The organism is Plesiomonas sp. PI-19, assembly GCF_021368255.1.
GTDB lineage: Bacteria > Pseudomonadota > Gammaproteobacteria > Enterobacterales > CAMTGL01 > Plesiomonas > Plesiomonas shigelloides.
In genome coordinates, this window is the sequence record NZ_JAJNMQ010000002.1 from 114208 (window position 1) to 131756 (window position 17549).

At 46.1% G+C, this 17549-nt stretch carries 14 protein-coding genes; 10 read left to right on the forward strand and 4 right to left on the reverse strand.

All coding sequences use genetic code 11. The annotated features are described in order from the left end of the window. Positions 1-19 precede the first annotated feature (19 nt). Positions 20-1081 (forward strand): galactose-1-epimerase, encoded by a 1062-nt coding sequence (gene galM / locus LQ901_RS15465; RefSeq protein WP_233672416.1) that lies wholly within the window; start codon positions 20-22, stop codon positions 1079-1081. 147 nt (positions 1082-1228) lie between these two features. Here the strand turns inward: galM and LQ901_RS15470 are convergent, their stop codons facing one another. After that, positions 1229-2227, reverse strand: a complete 999-nt coding sequence (locus tag LQ901_RS15470) for a substrate-binding domain-containing protein (protein WP_047707179.1) — start codon at positions 2225-2227, stop codon at positions 1229-1231. A gap of 227 nt (positions 2228-2454) precedes the next feature. Continuing rightward, positions 2455-2898: a magnesium transporter gene (locus LQ901_RS15475; protein WP_218572272.1), complete on the reverse strand. Its 444-nt coding sequence runs from the start codon at positions 2896-2898 to the stop codon at positions 2455-2457. Positions 2899-3274: 376 nt separating this feature from the next. Between LQ901_RS15475 and kdpA the strand changes: the two genes are divergently transcribed. From kdpA to LQ901_RS15515, 8 genes are all read left to right on the forward strand, one after another. After that, positions 3275-4951: a potassium-transporting ATPase subunit KdpA gene (gene kdpA, locus LQ901_RS15480; protein WP_233672417.1), complete on the forward strand. Its 1677-nt coding sequence runs from the start codon at positions 3275-3277 to the stop codon at positions 4949-4951. 2 nt (positions 4952-4953) lie between these two features. Beyond that, the gene (gene kdpB / locus LQ901_RS15485) at positions 4954-7005 is read left to right on the forward strand and encodes a potassium-transporting ATPase subunit KdpB (RefSeq protein ID WP_152136587.1); all 2052 of its coding nucleotides are present in this window, start codon (positions 4954-4956) and stop codon (positions 7003-7005) included. A gap of 10 nt (positions 7006-7015) precedes the next feature. After that, positions 7016-7540, forward strand: a complete 525-nt coding sequence (locus LQ901_RS15490) for a potassium-transporting ATPase subunit C (protein ID WP_152118181.1) — start codon at positions 7016-7018, stop codon at positions 7538-7540. Further along, positions 7530-10133 (forward strand): sensor histidine kinase KdpD, encoded by a 2604-nt coding sequence (locus LQ901_RS15495; protein ID WP_152135347.1) that lies wholly within the window; start codon positions 7530-7532, stop codon positions 10131-10133. The genes LQ901_RS15490 and LQ901_RS15495 overlap by 11 nt, the downstream gene beginning before the upstream one ends. Then, on the forward strand, positions 10133-10816 hold the full coding sequence (locus LQ901_RS15500) for a response regulator (RefSeq protein ID WP_152135348.1): 684 nt from the start codon (positions 10133-10135) through the stop codon (positions 10814-10816). The genes LQ901_RS15495 and LQ901_RS15500 overlap by 1 nt, the downstream gene beginning before the upstream one ends. A 454-nt stretch (positions 10817-11270) precedes the next feature. Then, entirely contained in the window at positions 11271-11624 is a 354-nt protein-coding gene (locus LQ901_RS15505; protein WP_178088296.1) for a helix-turn-helix domain-containing protein, read from the forward strand. Between the two features lie 108 nt (positions 11625-11732). Next, a complete protein-coding gene (locus LQ901_RS15510; RefSeq protein ID WP_152136586.1) occupies positions 11733-12365 on the forward strand; it encodes a hypothetical protein in 633 nt (210 codons plus the stop codon). A 129-nt stretch (positions 12366-12494) separates the two neighbouring features. After that, positions 12495-13274, forward strand: coding sequence for an EAL domain-containing protein (locus LQ901_RS15515; RefSeq protein ID WP_152135350.1), 780 nt, complete (start codon positions 12495-12497; stop codon positions 13272-13274). Between the two features lie 60 nt (positions 13275-13334). On the opposite strand, the gene LQ901_RS15520 is transcribed toward LQ901_RS15515, so the two are convergent. Further along, the gene (locus LQ901_RS15520) at positions 13335-13781 is read right to left on the reverse strand and encodes a hypothetical protein (RefSeq protein WP_152107271.1); all 447 of its coding nucleotides are present in this window, start codon (positions 13779-13781) and stop codon (positions 13335-13337) included. Next, complete coding sequence (locus LQ901_RS15525) at positions 13732-14463, reverse strand: winged helix-turn-helix domain-containing protein (protein WP_152135351.1); 732 nt, start codon at positions 14461-14463, stop codon at positions 13732-13734. The genes LQ901_RS15520 and LQ901_RS15525 overlap by 50 nt, the downstream gene beginning before the upstream one ends. Positions 14464-14992: 529 nt before the next feature. Here LQ901_RS15525 and LQ901_RS15530 point away from each other — a divergent pair. Continuing rightward, positions 14993-17548 (forward strand): inverse autotransporter beta domain-containing protein, encoded by a 2556-nt coding sequence (locus tag LQ901_RS15530; protein ID WP_178088297.1) that lies wholly within the window; start codon positions 14993-14995, stop codon positions 17546-17548. Position 17549: the final 1 nt, after the last annotated feature.

Sequence of the window (17549 nt, forward strand, 5' to 3'; positions counted from 1 at the left end):
TACAAGGCCAACATTGATTATGACTCAGCCTCTTTCAATCACCATGACACAGCAACCGGCTTATGATGGCCGGTTAGCCAAGCTGGTGGAGCTCAACAATGCGCGCGGCATGCGTGTTACTTTCATGGATATCGGCGCGACGTGGCTAAGCTGTCAGGTGCCGGTTGGCCAAGAAGAGCGTCGCGAGGTGCTGCTTGGTGTGAGCACTATGGCTGATTTTATGCGCCAGCAGTGCTACATGGGCGCCACCATCGGGCGCTACGCCAATCGCATTGCCCATGGCCGGTTTACCTTACAAGGCAAGACATTCCAAGTTTCTACTAACCAAGCTGGACATTGCTTGCACGGTGGCCTGCAGGGCTTTGATAAGCGCCGTTGGCACATTGCGGTGAAAAGTGAGCAGTCCGTAACCTTCTCTTTGCTGTCACCGGATGGCGATCAGGGGTTTCCCGGCAATCTGACGGTGCATGTGACATACACGCTGACTAACGATAATCAGGTGACCATCCATTACCGCGCTACGACCGATCGGGCAACGCCGGTTAATCTGACCAACCATGCTTATTTTAATTTGCAGGGAGAGCAACCGGTGCCGGATTGCCGTTCGCATTTCATCAAGATTGCGGCTGAGCAGTATCTGCCCATTAATGCCGAGGGGATCCCGCTCGGTCATCTGCAAGCGGTCGCCGGCAGCGCGTTAGATTTACGCGAGCAAGCCCAAATCGGTGAGCGGCTGTTAAGTGAACCACAGCAAATCGCGGTGAAGGGATTTGATCATTGTTATCTGTTCGCCAGTGGCCGCAAGCTGTCTGAGCCGGTAGCCGAGGTGGTGTCTGCCGACCAAAAAGTGCGGATGTTGGTGACAACCGACAAGCCCGCCATGCAGCTGTATACCGGCAACTGGTTGGCCGGAACGCCAGATCGCAGCGGTGGCGCTTACCAAGACTATGCAGGGCTTGCCTTGGAAACCCAGTTCTATCCTGACTCACCCAACCATGAAGAATGGACGCAATCTGACTGCATTCTCCACCCGCGACAAAAGTACGTGTTTAATACGGGCTATCAGTTTGTGGTTGTCTAGTGGTGATTAATGGTGGCTGACTCAGCGATTTATTATGTTGACGCTGGGTTTATAAGCTCTCGCACCATCGGTGTGAGAGCTTATTGCTTTTGGCCATTGTAACTGTATGTGGTGCGGCTCCTAGAGGAGAGTCGAGTGATGTGGCGATTATAAATTGATGGCCGAATTTCGCCGTACCAGCGTTGGGCTAAAGATAATCGTTTCATCTTCCACCGCTTCATCGCGTGACAGTGCCAGCGCTAAACGTGCGGCGCGTTCGGCCATCATTTCAATCGGGTAACGGATGGTGGTCAGGCTTGGCGTCACAAAACGCGCGATTAACCCATCATCAAAGCCAATCAGTGAGATTTTACCCGGCACCTCAATATCATTTTGGTCTAGCGCCGTTAACACGCCAGCGGCCATATAGTCGTTGTAGGTGACCACCGCAGTAATATCGATGCCTTGCGTGAGCAAATCAGTCATGGCCGCTTCACCGCCTTCGCTATTGGGCTCACCAAAGGCAATATAACTTTTCGGCAAGGTGATCTGGTTGTCATTAAGAGCGGCTAAGTAGCCTTGTAAGCGCTCATTGGCATCTTCAATTTTGTGCGATGAAGCAATACAGGCAATTTTTTTATGGCCGTGTCGAATCAGATATTCGGTGGCTAAATAGGCGCCTTTATGGTTATCCAAGGCGATACAGCGGTCAGCCAGTTCGGGGATATGGCGGTTAATGAGTACCAAGCCTTTGACTTCGTTGGCGTAGCTAATCAGCTCTTGATCTGACAAGCCTTTTGAATGCAGGACAATCGCTTCACAGCGGTTGTTTATCAAAAGCTCTAAGGCTTGCCGTTCATCTTGCGGGCTGTGGTAGCCATTGCCAATCAGGATATGCTTACCATTTTCACGCGCCACTTTATCCACGGCTTTCACCAGCGAGCCAAAAAATGGATCGGAGACATCGCCTACCAGCACCCCCATCGTATTGGTGCTTTGGTTAACCAAGGCGCGCGCCGCCGCGTTCGGACGATATCCCAGTTTGCTCATTGCTTCAGTCACCGCATCAATAGACGCCTGACTGGCTTTTGGCGATTTATTAATCACACGGGAAACCGTTGCAACTGAAACGCCAGCTTCCTTTGCGACATCTTTGATTGTTGCCATGAGAAACCTTTTGGTCCGAGAATTGTTAACCAAGGCATTAAACATGCATTGTGCGAAAAGTGCAATTTAAGCCGGGCGTTCTTCCAAAGAGATCGACTTTTACTCTCTGTATTTACTGATTTTTCTGCGCTTGGTAACGTTTTCACATTTTCAGTAAAACCGGCGTCATTAAAAGACGCCGGAGGGTAGGACAGCTCTCGCTCCGAGGCACTTGCTAAGCGCGGCGGTTATACCAGTAACTCACCGAGGAACAAGTAAGCGAACCCAAAATAAATAAAGACGCCAACCAAATCCATCACCGAGGTGATCATCGGTGAAGATAAGGTGGCCGGATCGGTGCCCATGCGCCGTGCGACAAAGGGCAGCAGTGCGCCAATCACGCCGCCGAGTACAGTACAGGTCAACATGCTTAAGCCGACGATCAGCAATACATCCAGCCCAACTCCTTTGCTGAAATGCGCTAACACCACTTCCAATATCGCGATGGTAACCCCGAGAGCGGCGGCGAGGGGCAACTCGCGCTTAATGACAAACCACACATCACGCCAGCGTAGGGTCAGATCGCCCAGCGCTATCGCGCGGATCACCAGTGTTGCAGATTGGCTGCCGGTATTGCCGCCCATGTCGACAATCGGTGCTAAAAATGCGGCCAGTACAATTACCTCTGACAAAATCGCTTCTTGAGAGGCCACGATGCGGTATAGCTTGGATATTGGCGCTGAATGTACAGGCGAACGAGGAGCCATCGCAATCATTCGGCTGCGGGTAAGACGGATAGTTTTATGTCCATTTAGGGTGTGAGCCCAGTGCCGGATGCTGTATGCAGCAGATGAAAAAGGCCGTCATGCTTAAGATTTTACGCAAACTTTACGCGTAGCCCGTCAGGCTTTATAGCCGCTTTACGCCACATTTTTATAGGCTTTGGGTGACCGATTTTTTTCGAATGGAGTCACTATGAATGAGCTTTATCTGTTGCTGTCTTTGGCGTTGGCCGGCTATCTGGTGCGAGCGCTTATTTGCTCGCATGAGTAAGGGAGCTAAGTGATCATGTGGCAACTTTATGTTTTCCCTTCATTATTTTTACTTCTGCTTTTAGCCCCTGCGCCGTGGTTAGGCCGTTACATCTACCGCGTATTTGAAGGTCAGGTGCACTGGTTGGCGATGCTGGAGCGTTTAACTTTGGCGGCTTGTGGAACCGATGGCCGTGAGCAAGATTGGAAAAGTTATACCTTCAGTTTGCTGGCGTTCAATGTGGCTGGATTTACGCTGTTGTTCATCATTTTGATCGCGCAAGGGGTGTTACCGCTTAATCCAGAACAACTGCCGGGCATGAGTTGGCAAATGGCGTTCAATACTGCCGTTAGCTTTATGACTAATACCAACTGGCAGGCTTATTCTGGGGAAAGTGCGCTGTCTTATTTCAGCCAAATGGTGGGATTAACAACCCAAAACTTTGTGTCGGCAGCGACTGGCGCTTGTGTTGCGGTGGTGCTGTTCCGCGGGATTGCGCGTCAGCAAACCACTCATTTGGGCAATTTCTGGGTCGATCTGGTGCGTTTTTGCTTGTATGTCCTGCTACCTCTGGCGCTGATATTGGCGCTCATTCTGGTATGGCAAGGCGTGCCACAAACCTTATCGGCGTACTTACCTTTTACTGGGGTTACCGGTCAGGAGCAAGTTCTTCCGTTAGGCCCGGCGGCCTCACAGATTGCGATTAAACAGCTTGGGTCAAATGGTGGGGGCTTTTTTGGCATTAACTCGGCGCACCCGCTAGAAAACCCCACCGCGCTGAGTAATTGGTTTGAGATGGTTGCGCTGCTGTCTGTCGCGGTAGCCATGGTGTTCACTTTGGGCGATTACACCAAGAACAAAGCGCATAGCCGTGCGCTGGTGATCACGATGGGCTTGTTGTTGGTGGGTGGTTTGTTGACGGTGTTGTATCAGGAAACCGCTGCCGATCCGACTTTACACGGATTAACCGCGCAACTGGGCAACTGGGAAGGCAAAGAGAGCCGTTTTGGCCCGATCCTCTCGTCTATTTGGGCGACAGCCACAACCGCAGCCTCCAATGGCTCGGTGAATGCCATGCATGACAGCTTTACCCCGTTAGGCGGTATGGTCGCTATGTTCAACATGCTGCTCGGCGAAGTGATTTTTGGCGGGATTGGCGCAGGGATCTACGGCATGTTGCTGTTTGTTCTGCTCACCGTCTTTTTATGCGGCTTGATGGTCGGGCGCACCCCTTCATACCTTGGCAAGCGCTTAGGTATTCGGGAAATGAAATGGGTGGTGGCCAGCATGTTGGTGATGCCGGTGGGGGTCTTGGTGCTCGGTGGGATCACCTTATTACTGCCTAGCTCGGCCTCCGTTATCGGCCATGATGGGCCACACGGCTTATCGCGTCTGATGTATGCCTACGCCTCGGCCGCTGGCAATAACGGCTCCGCCTTTGCCGGATTTGGCGCCGCCGATAACTGGCAGTGTATTGCTATCGGGCTGGCGATGTTACTGGGGCGTTTTGGCTATATCGTTCCGGTTATGGTGATTGCCGGTCAGCTGGCGCGCGCACCGCAAATTGATGCGGGGAATAGCGATTTTCCACTGAGTGGGCCGCTATTTATCACCTTACTGATCATGACGATTTTATTGATTGGCGGGTTGTCATTTTTACCGGTGTTGGCATTAGGGCCGGTTGCTGAGCACCTGATGCTGGGAGCATTTTAATCATGAGTAAGCCAGTAGTATTGAATCATTCGGCATCGGCGGCGCGTACTTCGCCATCGTTGATGTGGACGGCCGCGTGGGAGGCATTACGCCGTTTTAACCCGAAAGCCCTGTGGAACAATCCCATTTTGTTTACGCTCTGGTTAGCCGCCCTGATGGCAACCATCGAATCGATGCTCGGACAACCGATCTCCGGCGTAGAAAGCCAATTGGCTTGGCAGTTGACGGGTTGGTTGTGGCTGACCTTGTGGTTTGCCAACTTTGCGGAAACCTTGGCCGAAGGGCGTGGCAAGGCACGGGCGGATAGCTTAAAAGCCGGCATGAGTCAGCTACAAGCCTATAAAGTGGCAGCGGCAGGCTCTCGACGTGGTGAGTGGCTTGCGGCAACTGAATTGCGCAAAGATGATTTAGTGTTGGTACGCGCCGGTGAAACGATCCCGGCGGATGGCGAGGTAATCCAAGGGATTGCATCGGTCAATGAGGCGGCCATAACCGGCGAGTCAGCCCCAGTGATCCGCGAGTCCGGTACCGATAAAAGTGGCGTGACGGGTAACACCTTGGTGGTATCTGATCAAATTTGGGTGCGGGTTACCGCGAATCCGGGTGAAAGCACGCTCGATCGCATGATTGCGTTGGTAGAGGGCGCCAAACGGCAGAAAACCCCTAATGAACAGGCGCTGAATGCTCTGTTGGTCGGCTTAACGCTAATTTTTCTGTTAGTGGTGGTCACGTTGCCGTGGTTTTTAAATTATAACCAAACTCAAGTGCCACGCCTGTACCTGATAGCTCTGTTTATCACTTTGATCCCAACCACCATTGGTGGCTTGCTCTCCGCAATAGGGATTGCCGGTATGGATCGGCTGGTGAAATTAAACGTGATTGCCAAATCAGGGCGCGCGGTTGAGGCGGCTGGCGATGTGCGAACCTTATTGCTCGATAAAACCGGCACTATCACGTTCGGTAATCGTATGGCAGATGCGTTTATCGCGGCGCCTGGTGTCAAAGCGGAGCAACTTTACCTTGCTGCGATGTTAGCGTCATTGGGCGACACCACGCCGGAAGGAAAATCCATCTTGACGCTGGCGGGACAGCATGTAGCCATCCCGCAAAGCGAAGAGGGCGATCAGCTGATCTCATTTAGCGCCGAAACGCGTCTGAGCGGCTTAGATCGCGCTACTGAGCTCTACCGAAAAGGAGCTGTGGATGCGGTGCTCAGTTTCTTGCACATGACCCGTGAGCAAATGCCGGAGCCTTTGAGTCAAGCGGTCAATCAAATTGCACGCCAAGGCGGAACGCCACTGCTGGTGTGTACTGAGCGCCAGTTATTAGGGGCGGTGTGTCTTAAAGACATCATCAAACCTGGCATCAAAGCGCGTTTTCAGATGCTGCGCCAGTTGGGGATCCGCACCGTCATGATAACGGGGGATAACCCACTGACCGCGGCGTCGATTGCGGCAGAGGCCGGTGTGGATGATTTTATCGCGGAAGCAACCCCAGAGAAAAAACTGGCTTATATCCGCCAAGAGCAAGCTGGAGGACGCCTTGTTGCCATGTGTGGTGATGGCGCTAACGATGCGCCAGCCTTGGCGCAGGCCGATGTGGGGCTGGCGATGAATGAAGGCACGCAGGCCGCCAAAGAAGCGGGCAACCTCATCGATCTGGACTCCAATCCGACCAAGTTGCTCGATGTGGTGCAGGTCGGTAAGCAATTGCTGGTAACGCGCGGAGCACTGACCACCTTCTCGATTGCTAACGATGTGGCCAAATACTTTGCGATTTTGCCTGCACTGTTTATCGCCGCTTATCCGCAATTGGCCGTGTTGAACATGATGCAGTTGCACAGTCCACAAAGCGCCATTTTGTCCGCCATCATTTTTAATGCGTTGGTGATTGTGGCGTTGGTGCCTTTAGCCCTGCGCGGGGTTAATCTCTCCGGCTCGGCGGCGGTATTACTGCGCCGTAACTTACTGATTTATGGCGTAGGTGGATTAATCGTACCGTTTATCGGCATCAAGTTGATTGACTTGTTAGTCACCGCGCTGGGCTTGGTATAAGGGGATAACCATGATTGCAATACGCACATTATTGACACTGACATTGCTATTGGGCGCGGGTTATCCGCTTTTGGTGACTGGATTGGCACAGATGCTGTTCCCTTGGCAAGCCAACGGCAGTCAATTACACGCGGCCGACGGCCGGCTCATTGGCAGTGCGTTGCTCGCTCAACCTTTTAGCGGTGAGCGCTATTTTGTGAGCCGGCCATCCGCCAGCAACTACGCCTCGCTAGGTGGCAGCGCCAGTAATTTAGGCATGTCGTCACCGCTGCGCCAAGAATTTGCGCAGCAACAAGCTCAGCAGGGATTTCGCGATATCACTTTACTGACCCGCTCGGCTTCTGGGCTCGATCCACACTTACCGGTAGCCGCGGTGCAAGAACAAATTGAGCGGGTAGCCAAAGCGCGGAATATGTCACCGAATCAGCTGCAGAGCATGATTAAATCCCGTCAGGAATCAGGTATTCTGGGGCCTTCCGTCATCAATGTGCTGGAGCTGAATTTGCTCCTCGATAAGGATTATCATGCGGGATGATGTGCGCGCAGATGCGTTACTCGCCAGTTTGGAAAATGAGCAAAAAGGGAAACTGAAAGTTTTTCTGGGGGCGGCACCGGGCGTAGGCAAAACCTACGCCATGCTGCAAGCGGTGCGCGAGCAATTCAACGAAGGCACGTCCATTCTTATCGGGGTTGTCGAAACACATGGCCGGCGTGAAACGCTGGCCTTATTAGACAAGTTGCCGATGCAGGCACGAAAAACGGTGTATCACCGCAACCAACGCATCGAAGAGATGGATTTAGATGCATTGCTTGAGCAAAAGCCGGCATTGGCGGTGGTGGATGAGTTGGCCCATTCCAATGCACCGGGTAGCCGCCATGAAAAGCGCTGGCAGGATGTGCAAGAGTTGTTGGCAGCGGGCATTGATGTCTATACCACACTCAACGTCCAACATCTGGAAAGTTTAAATGATTTGGTTTGGCAACTGACCGGCGTGCGGGTTAAAGAGACGCTACCGGATCAAGTCTTGCTCGATGCAGACAGTTTGGTATTGATAGATTTGCCGCCCAAAGAGTTGCTAGAGCGGCTGCGCGAAGGCAAGGTATACGTGCCGCATCAGGCCAAAACGGCGCTACAGTCATTTTTTTCGCTCAATAACCTCACGGCATTACGTGAGCTGGCGATGCAAACCGCGGCCAGCCATGTGGAAGGAGATTTGCAGTTACAATGGCAAGCGGCAGGTAAAGCGACGCAACCTTTGCGTGGCAAATTGATGGTCTGTCTGGGAACGCAGCAGGGGATGGCGCTGGTGCGCTATGGGCATCGTTTTGCCCAGCGACGTCAACTGCCGTGGCTGGTTTTGCATGTGGATACGAATGGGCAAACCAGCGTTGAAACAGAGCAGGCGTTAGCGTTGGCATCGCAGTTGGGGGCAAAGGTACTCACACTATCCAGCCCGTCGGTCGCCGATGCGATTCGGTTAACCGCCGAGCAGCAACAAGTGTCACAATTGCTGCTTGGCAAACCGCATAAAATTCCGTGGCGGCCCTCATTAGTGCAATATTTGATTCGCGCTACGCAAGGGCTGGAAATTACGCTGGTGGATGTGGCGCAGACGGCCGATGTGGTCTCTAATCCTAAGCGCAAAGATAAGCTTAATGCCGCCGGAAAATGGCGCGATTATGCTATTTCCGCTGTGATTATGGGTAGTACCACGGTGCTGGCATGGCTTTTATCCAGTTGGCTGCCAGATAGCTCGATTCCATTGATTTTTGTGCTGGGCGTAATGACCACAGCCCTGAGTACCAGTTTACTGCCCGCGACCTTAGCGTCCATTTTCGGTTTTATTGCGCATAACTTGCTGTTTGTCGATCCGCTGTACTCATTAAAAGTCAGCCGACACAGCGATCTCCTTACTTTGTTGGTTTTGCTGATTGTTGGCATGACCGCGGGTCGTTTAGCATCCCGACAACGAAAACAGCTGATCAGTTTGCGCGAAAGTCAGCATCTAGGGAATGCGTTGTTAGCCCTTAACCAAGCGCTATCGAAAGCCAATAGCAGTGAAGAAGTGGTACGCTTAGGCAGCGAAGCGATTGCTGGAGCATTGCATATCGCAGTAGTGGTGCTGGATCAAGATTATCTGGAGCACAGCGGCAATAGTCTGGCTATCCCGGGGCAAACCGATAAAGCGGCGATTGATTGGTGTCTGGCTAAAAAACAAAGTGCTGGGGCGTTTACCGCTACCTTAAATGCGGCAGAGTCGCAGTATCATCCGCTGACCGATCATTTGGTATTAGGGATCCGCTTATTAAGCCCTCTTTCCGCCGGTGCCGAGCGCCAATTACAAGCCTTGTTATCCGATATGCGTGCGGCGCTAGCTCGTATCGATTTAGATGAACGCTTAGCCGACAGCCAATTGCAGGCCGAAACGGACCGCATGCGTGCTGCTTTGCTCTCTTCGGTTTCGCATGATCTGAAAACGCCGTTGGCGACCATCATGGGGGCTAGCGGTACGCTGCTAGCGTATGACGAAAAAATTCCGCCTGAAGAAAAAAACGAGCTATTACAGTCAATTCAAGAAGAGGCCGCGCGCTTGCGCAGCTATGTGCAGAATTTACTGGATATGACACGCATTGGCTCACCGGATTTTCAGCTCAAACGCGAATGGGTGGCGATTGAAGATCTTGTGGATGCCGCCTATCACCGCTTACAGGCCGCGTGGCGCCAACATAAATTGCTAATTCACATCGACCAAAATATTCCATTGCTGTATGTACATGGCGCGCTGATCGAGCAGGTATTGGTTAATGTGTTTGATAATGCGGTCCGTTATTCACCGGCCGGAACACCGATTGAATTTAAGGTCGTACTCGCGCTACCAGATATCATTATCGATATTATTGATATGGGCGCCGGTATTGCCGACGCGGATCGAAGTAAAATTTTTAACTTGTTTTATACCCAGCCGGTGGGAGATTGTGGCAGCCGCGGCACCGGCCTTGGTTTAGCTATTTCCCGCGCTATGATAGAAGCACATGGCGGCAAAATTTGGGCTTTCCCCGGCGTGAATAAAGTGGGAACCTGTATGCGAATCTCACTTCCTGTTGGACTTAACTCTCCGGAAAAATAATGGCTCATATACTCATTATTGATGATGAACAAGCGATTCGCCGCTTTTTGCGTATCAGCCTAATTGCTGAGGGGCATACGGTTACAGAAAGTGTTGGGGTAATGGATGGCATTGCTCAATTTCGCCACACTAATCCAGAATTAGTCATTTTAGATCTGGGTCTGCCGGATGGCGATGGGATCCAAGTTCTACAGGAAATTCGCAAACACCATCAAACCCCTGTTTTAGTCTTGTCTGCACGTGATTCAGAGCTGGATAAAGTTTCGTTGCTTGATACTGGGGCAAATGATTACATGAGTAAGCCTTTTGGTATTAACGAAATGATGGCGCGGATCCGAGTGTTGTTACGCCAGCGAATCGGCTTAGCCAGTAATACCGAATGCAGCTTCCCAGAATGTGGGTTAACCTTGGATATTAATAGTCACCAGGTGACCTTACATGGCAATGAAATTAATTTATCGCGCAAAGAGTTTGCCTTACTACAAGCTTTGATCAGTCATCCGGGAAAACTGCTATTGCAAACGCAACTACTGAATGATATCTGGGGACCGAGCCACATAGATGATACTCATTATTTACGTATTGTAGTTGCTAACTTACGCAAAAAACTCGGAGATAACTCTCAGGAGCCTATTTTCATAAAAACAGAGCCAGGCATCGGGTATTGTTTTATTGGAAAATAGTGTATAGAAAACGTGTGATTTTAAGAATATGCTCATGTTGTAATACTTTGTCTGGCATCTAACGTGGATGCCATTACTATCAATATCATCGTTATTTTCGAGTTGTCTCTTTACCCATTTTTTAAAACGATAATCGTCTTACTCCCACTGAATCTCACTTGTAGCCTTCTGATGCACCCTCGAGTAGCGTAATTGTTTCATCATAAGTTAAATAGATGTACGCACACTGATTATGTGTCATCTAGTCCTACTATGGAGCTGTTATGCATAGATTCTATTTATGAATAAGTTATGAATTGCTACCTACCCGTATTTTTAATAACTAACTCATTGTTTTAAAAGAGTTAAAAATTTTACGAATTTATTATTTTACTATCATTACTTTATACTGAAAACGCATGATGATAGAGGTCTTGGCACACGAGGAGAATGTTATTGATAGGAGTTGATATTTATGTATAAAAAAATGGTAAATAAAAATAGAGGAATTTCATTCGATTTAGAGACAGGTGTTGTTGACTATAAGATGACCAACGGGAATATGATGAGAGCAAGACTAGGCAAAAAGGATCGCGATGTTCTTAATTACTTGGTCTGTAACGTTGGGCGGATTATTTCAAAAGAAGATATTTTAGAGGCTGTCTGGTCGCATAGAATTGTCTGTGATAACACTGTGGCAGTAGCACTATCCAATATACGAAAAATGATCAAAAAAGCAGATGAAGACTGCTCTTGCTTAACGAATATATCAGGGGCTGGATATATTTTTGAACCCAGGAAATCTGGGTTTAAATTAGAGGCTAACTAGGCGTGTAGAGATAAAATCGTGCGAATTATATTTTCAGCGACGTTTTATTTAATGCTTTTTTAGCATCTAATTTACTCTAAAAAAGCGCATTGTATATTTGAGGTCGACATGTTTTACATTAAAGAGCTTTGCCCTAGAGACCAAGGATACAAAATATTTGATGTGTATTTACAATCGAGAGAGCTTGATGGAGAAAGTATACATGCTCTAAATGGTTCATGGATGTCAGAGATAAAGAATGAAACGCATATTTCGTTATTGTATGAGTTTCTTAGAACATCGCCATATGTAGATATGGCTGGAAGTAAGTTTTTCTTGAAAGTGGAGGCTGAGGTAATTCCATTCATTGCTGATAAATTGATTAGTGAATTAGTTTTACTACAATGCCATGGTGTTACGTTGGTTTTGGATATCAATACTCCTATCTCATATTATTCTAACAAACAGGCACTATATAAATATCTTTATCTGCTCAGCGATTATGGTTATGAGTTTTGCTTTAGTGCTTACGATTGGAAACGATGTTATCAGGAACAATTTTTTATAACTAAAGGTGTTTTTAAATATGTTAGAGTGGGTCCTCCGCCATTGAGTTATATAGAGTTTAATGCCTATTTGGATGTTTGCTTTATGATGAAGGAAGAGTATGGAATTAATATCATATTGGATTTTATTAAAAGCCGTGATGAACTAAATTTAGCATATTCGATACCTTTCTTTGCATTGGGCGTTAATTATTGAATGGATGGCTATTTAGCGTAAAGTTGTACGTAATAACGCAATGGTATTTTATGGTTTTACACTTACATAATATTATTAATAACGATATAGCTAGATCTATAAATAATATCTTCTGAGTTTGAGGTGTGTATGGATTACAATAAGGAACATAATTGTGAAGCTCATTATCTAACATTAAGCATTAGTGAAGTAATAAATGACTGTTATGCTGTGTTTCAGCCGATTTATAACATAGATGATATGAGCATCATTTCATTCGAAGCTTTGCTACGACACCCTATAGTGAGTACTGATGAGATCATTAATTGGGCTGAAAAATATGGCTATATGCATGAGATATTTGAGGTTATAGTCTCGAAGGCGATTAGTGTAATAATGCATACAGGGGTTCCTGTAACTGTGAATATTTCACCATCTCAAATAATATCAAACGCCAAACAAGTTGAAGGGTTATTAAATAACGTGATATCTAAACACAAGGTGCCTCAGTTTCATTTGAATATTGAGGTTACAGAGGCTGTACCAATTTCTGATATTGATGCCTTTATGGACGGTTTACATAAAATTAAAAAAATTGGTGTTAAGGTTTTTCTCGATGATTTTGGTGCGGGCCATTCGTCTTTCTCAATGTTAAGGAATGGTATTTTTGATGCAATAAAGATGGATAAAACAATAGTTCATAGAATAAGCAATAATAGATTAATGCAGCATTTTTTATCATCCATTCTCACATATGCATCAATGGTTGGTATGCATGTTGTCGCGGAAGGTGTTGAAAAAAAAGATGATTTTATAGTACTTAAGAGCATCGGTATATCCCTGGCTCAGGGATATTTATTTTCAAAGCCACTAGATCAAAACTCAACATTAAAGCTATTTTCAATCGAGGCTGATTATCAAAAACTGTAGCCAGTGTTAGATAAATGTTCAACATAATTATATATAGACAATCATTACTGTAAGAACGAATTACCAGAATCCTAATTTACCTACAAGATTGGTTTTGTAAATGAAGAATGATGGGTTCCTAACTAACACAAGGTCAAAATCTTTTTTATGTATATGTTTTGCTGAAAAGATAGGAGTGTCGCTGAGTCTAGCGTTTAACCCATCATTAAAGTTGTCGATGGGTTTACTTAACTCTTTTGATTGAATAACGAAAAATAATATATCGTCATTTTTTTTGGCTAGTACGCCACGATATAGTTTCTTCTCGCCCGTATTTTTATTCCATGCAATAGACTCTATATATCCCATTCTGCATGTGCTTAAATAGGTAACGCTTTCATACTTGGCCTCTGATTTGAAATCACACCCAAAACCATTTAAAAAAGGAAGGAGTACATAGATATTGATATAAATAAAACTAATTATCGCGATATACTTTAAACTCTGATGAATTATTTTTCTGGCCATAAAAATAAACTCCATCTTTTCCTTGTAGTAACGCTTTAAGTTTTTCAATTTGAGGGGTGTTTAAGAAAAATACGCCACATGCTGTTGTTTTTTCTGCTACTTCATAGCAGTAAAGATCGCCTGTATTTTGTCTGAACACAAGTGCTAAGTACATTATGAATACCGCATATAAAGCAAGTGCAATGTGCTTTACAGTGGATGACAACTTGTTCTTTATGCTTGCTGTTTGTTCATTACTGTAAGGTGCTAGCACATCATTATTAGTTGTTGGTGCAGACTTAAATTCTTCGTTCGAGTTCGGTGCCGAATAAACTTGTTGTATCTCGAATCCTGTCTGATGAATACGGTTTTCTATGAGGGATATATTTTCTTTATTGTTTGAAATTTTGAATGTGTTTGCATCTCCATGCAATGTATACCCACGCCCATGATTTGTTTCGATTGAAAAATCCGGGGTGGTATTTGAAAGTGCTCGTCTTATATTTTTAATGGCAACAGCTAATGAGTTGGGTGATACAACCTTTCCCGGCCAGCCTTCGCACAGTAAGTCATCTTTACTGGAAAAATAATTTATATTTTTAAGTAAAAATGCAAGTATGCTCGCTTCACTTTTGTTTAACCTTGCGATCCTTTTTGACTGCCATTTCAGCTCACCTGAAGTAATATCTAACTCTAACATCATAGGCTACTGCCATCGGTCGACATATTAGTAATAATACTCATTAATTGTTTTTTTTACAATCACCTGATTTTTATAAAAACGTAGGCCAAAGAAAGTCATGTAAAACGATGGTGAATCTTTTACTGTAAAATTTAGTCTTTAAAATCAATGTGATAATCCTTTGCTCTTCAGTGAATGCATCACTGATATCGGTATAGTCACTAACAAATTTTTTATTGTGTGAATGGTATAAGACTTGAGACTAACTTTAACTCAATCAACTACCCGTGCTTAGTCGTTTCTTAGACAATGTTTTAGATATTGGTCCGTACTAATATAACTATCTGTAGTATATGGTTAATTTAAGTGCATTTTATAATAAATTTATTATTTTATTATTGGTATGTCGAAGTGAATATCCGCGTATGATCATTGCAGGGAAGTCTACTGTTGGTGAACGCTAATGTCTGTGTTTAGATTGTCTACTTTTTATGAGATAGGCAGATTCACTCTGTATATTTACTGCATATTAATTGCATCCAGCACTATTGTGACTGCTGAAACAAAGAACGGCCTTTGGTCTGCAAATGCATATAATGTAGTGGGTGATGAACCAAAAAAAATTAATGCGCAGCCTGATCATAAACCAGATAGTTCGAATAATAATTTCACAAGTCAATCGTCTAGATTTTATAATCAAAAATTTTCGCCTGAATTTGATATAGCATCTATTCCTGAACTTGAAATTAGTGGGAGTAATAAAAATATTGATATAGAGATGCTACTCGCTGAGCAAGCTAAACGAATGGGTGAAGCTTATACGGGTTATACAATAAACGATGTTGACTCTAATATAACCTCAGGTGCGTATTTTACGGGACGTATTCCATCGAAACGTTTAGCCTTTGTTGATAATGAGATCGATAATGTAAAACGACAGCTAAAGAGCTCATTTGAGTTTGAAACAAAAAGTTATGTGACCTCAGCTTTTAGCGATTTTGGTAATGTTAACGTGGGATTGATGCTAGATGATTCTTTTGGACTGCAAAAATTCTCTATCGATATTCTTTCGTCGTTGAACGAATCTGATGGTAATCTGTTTTTTTTACAGGGAGGAGGACGTTATGATCGGCATGCTAACACCGCCGTGCTGAATTTTGGTCTAGGGCATAGGCACTTTTTAGGTCCATGGATGGTAGGCTACAATGCGTTTTTTGATCATGAAATTCATAATCACCATAGCCGCATTGGTATAGGTGCAGAAGCGTGGGCCGATTACACAAAGCTATCGCTAAATATGTATGCGCCACTAAGTAATTGGCGAGAGTCTAAAAGTGTTGATAATTATTTAGAGCGAGCGGCGCATGGTTTGGATATTAATGCGCGTTACTATCTTCCACAATACCCTAATTTATCTTTGTCCGCTAAGGTCGAGCAGTATTTTGGTAATGAAATTAGTATCGCTACGGATAAAAAACGCGTAGAGAACCCATATTCTGGAACTGTAGGTATTGAGTGGCAGCCGATGCCCTTGCTGAAGGTGGGCATAGATCATCGTATTATAAAAGGCTCAGCGAGTGATACTGTATTTAATTTAGGATTTGAGTGGAAGTTTGGTTCATCACTCAAAGATATGACTAGCAGCTACTCATCGATTCTCACTAAAAACCTGCAAGGCATGCGAACTGATATCGTTGAAAGAAATTATGATATTGCGTTGGCATACAAAGAGAAAGATCGCATCGTTGCTATTGAGCATTCATCGATCATTGGAAAACCCGAGCAGAGAGTTTTGTTGATGCCGCGAGTCACTATCTCGCATGGTCAGATTGTTAAATATGAGTGGATTTCACCAGATCCGCTGTTGAGTGCGGGAATTGAGAATATATATAACAAAAACAGCCAGCTCATATTGCCAAATATCAAACCGAATGAGTCCAGCATGTCTCATGTTTTTCCATTGTATTTATTTGTTACTGATGAAAAAGGGCGTGGTTATAAATCACAGGAAATTTCGGTGACAGTATTGGTTGAGCCGGATAGCAAAAATGATACTGGCATTGATGAGTCTGCTATGCCTATGGTGAGAAATCTGCGTATGGCAGGGAAGCTTGAAGTAGGCCAGATCTTAACAGGAAATTATCGATTCGATCCCAATGGTGGGCACCCCGATGATAGATCAACTTACGCATGGGGTTCCCGCGGTGAGACAGCCGCTAATGTACCTACAGGTGGGGAAGTGACTGCCACAGGTCAAATACCACCTCTGCAGCTGACGCTCGCGGATGTTGGTGAAATTAAAGAGTTGTCGGTGCAAGCACGTAATGGTTTAGCTATTACCGGTAATACCTTGACGGTGGATAGCAATATGGGCACTGCGGGAGGTGATGACACCAGTGGCGGGGCTGATAGTGATGGTAATGGTAAAACCGATACGGTTATCAATCCTGCGGTGGGTCCGCAGATAAGCAATCTACGTATTGCTGGCAAACTTGAAGTTGGGCAGGAGCTAAGTGGTAGCTATGTCTTTAATGCGAATGGGGGTAACCAAGAGGATAAATCAACTTATGCTTGGGGGAATCGTGGCGAGACCGCCGCTGATGTTACGGCTGGGCAGACGATTGTCGTATCAGGTCACATTCCTGTATTGGCGTTGACAACAGCAGATGTGGGCGAAATTAAAGAGTTATCGATACAGGCTCGTAATGGTCTGGCGATCACCGGTAATACATTGACTATCGATAGTTCGCTGGCAACGGTAGACGGTGATGATACGACAGGAGGCGGCTCAGATGGTGAGGTTGTTGATCCCAATAATATCCAGGTATCCATTAACTATGTTTCTACTGCCACAGAGTCAATTCATGGAACGACGGGTGGTACATACACGGGAAGTGAAACGGTTAGAGCCGTAGCAAATGTCGATGAGATGACTGCAATGTGTCAAATCGCTGGAGAATTATCTAGCAAGCCCTGTGATGCACGCTTTGAGTTGCGGTGGTATGTCAATGGTAATCAAATTAATAACGCGTTTGGTGCCACGTTCACACCGAGTTCCGCGGATCAGGGCTATCCGGTGGTGGTTGAGGCTAATTTAAAGCCGTGAA

Excerpts from the sequence above, each read along its gene's own strand:
- galM (WP_233672416.1), top strand. The coding sequence starts at position 20 with ATGACTCAGCCTCTTTCAATCACCATGACACAGCAACCGGCTTATGAT.
- kdpB (WP_152136587.1), top strand. The coding sequence starts at position 4,954 with ATGAGTAAGCCAGTAGTATTGAATCATTCGGCATCGGCGGCGCGTACT.
- LQ901_RS15510 (WP_152136586.1), top strand. The coding sequence starts at position 11,733 with ATGTTTTACATTAAAGAGCTTTGCCCTAGAGACCAAGGATACAAAATA.
- LQ901_RS15495 (WP_152135347.1), top strand. The coding sequence starts at position 7,530 with ATGCGGGATGATGTGCGCGCAGATGCGTTACTCGCCAGTTTGGAAAAT.
- LQ901_RS15525 (WP_152135351.1), bottom strand. The coding sequence starts at position 14,463 with ATGATGTTAGAGTTAGATATTACTTCAGGTGAGCTGAAATGGCAGTCA.
- LQ901_RS15470 (WP_047707179.1), bottom strand. The coding sequence starts at position 2,227 with ATGGCAACAATCAAAGATGTCGCAAAGGAAGCTGGCGTTTCAGTTGCA.
- LQ901_RS15515 (WP_152135350.1), top strand. The coding sequence starts at position 12,495 with ATGGATTACAATAAGGAACATAATTGTGAAGCTCATTATCTAACATTA.
- kdpA (WP_233672417.1), top strand. The coding sequence starts at position 3,275 with ATGTGGCAACTTTATGTTTTCCCTTCATTATTTTTACTTCTGCTTTTA.
- LQ901_RS15500 (WP_152135348.1), top strand. The coding sequence starts at position 10,133 with ATGGCTCATATACTCATTATTGATGATGAACAAGCGATTCGCCGCTTT.
- LQ901_RS15505 (WP_178088296.1), top strand. The coding sequence starts at position 11,271 with ATGTATAAAAAAATGGTAAATAAAAATAGAGGAATTTCATTCGATTTA.
- LQ901_RS15520 (WP_152107271.1), bottom strand. The coding sequence starts at position 13,781 with ATGGCCAGAAAAATAATTCATCAGAGTTTAAAGTATATCGCGATAATT.
- LQ901_RS15490 (WP_152118181.1), top strand. The coding sequence starts at position 7,016 with ATGATTGCAATACGCACATTATTGACACTGACATTGCTATTGGGCGCG.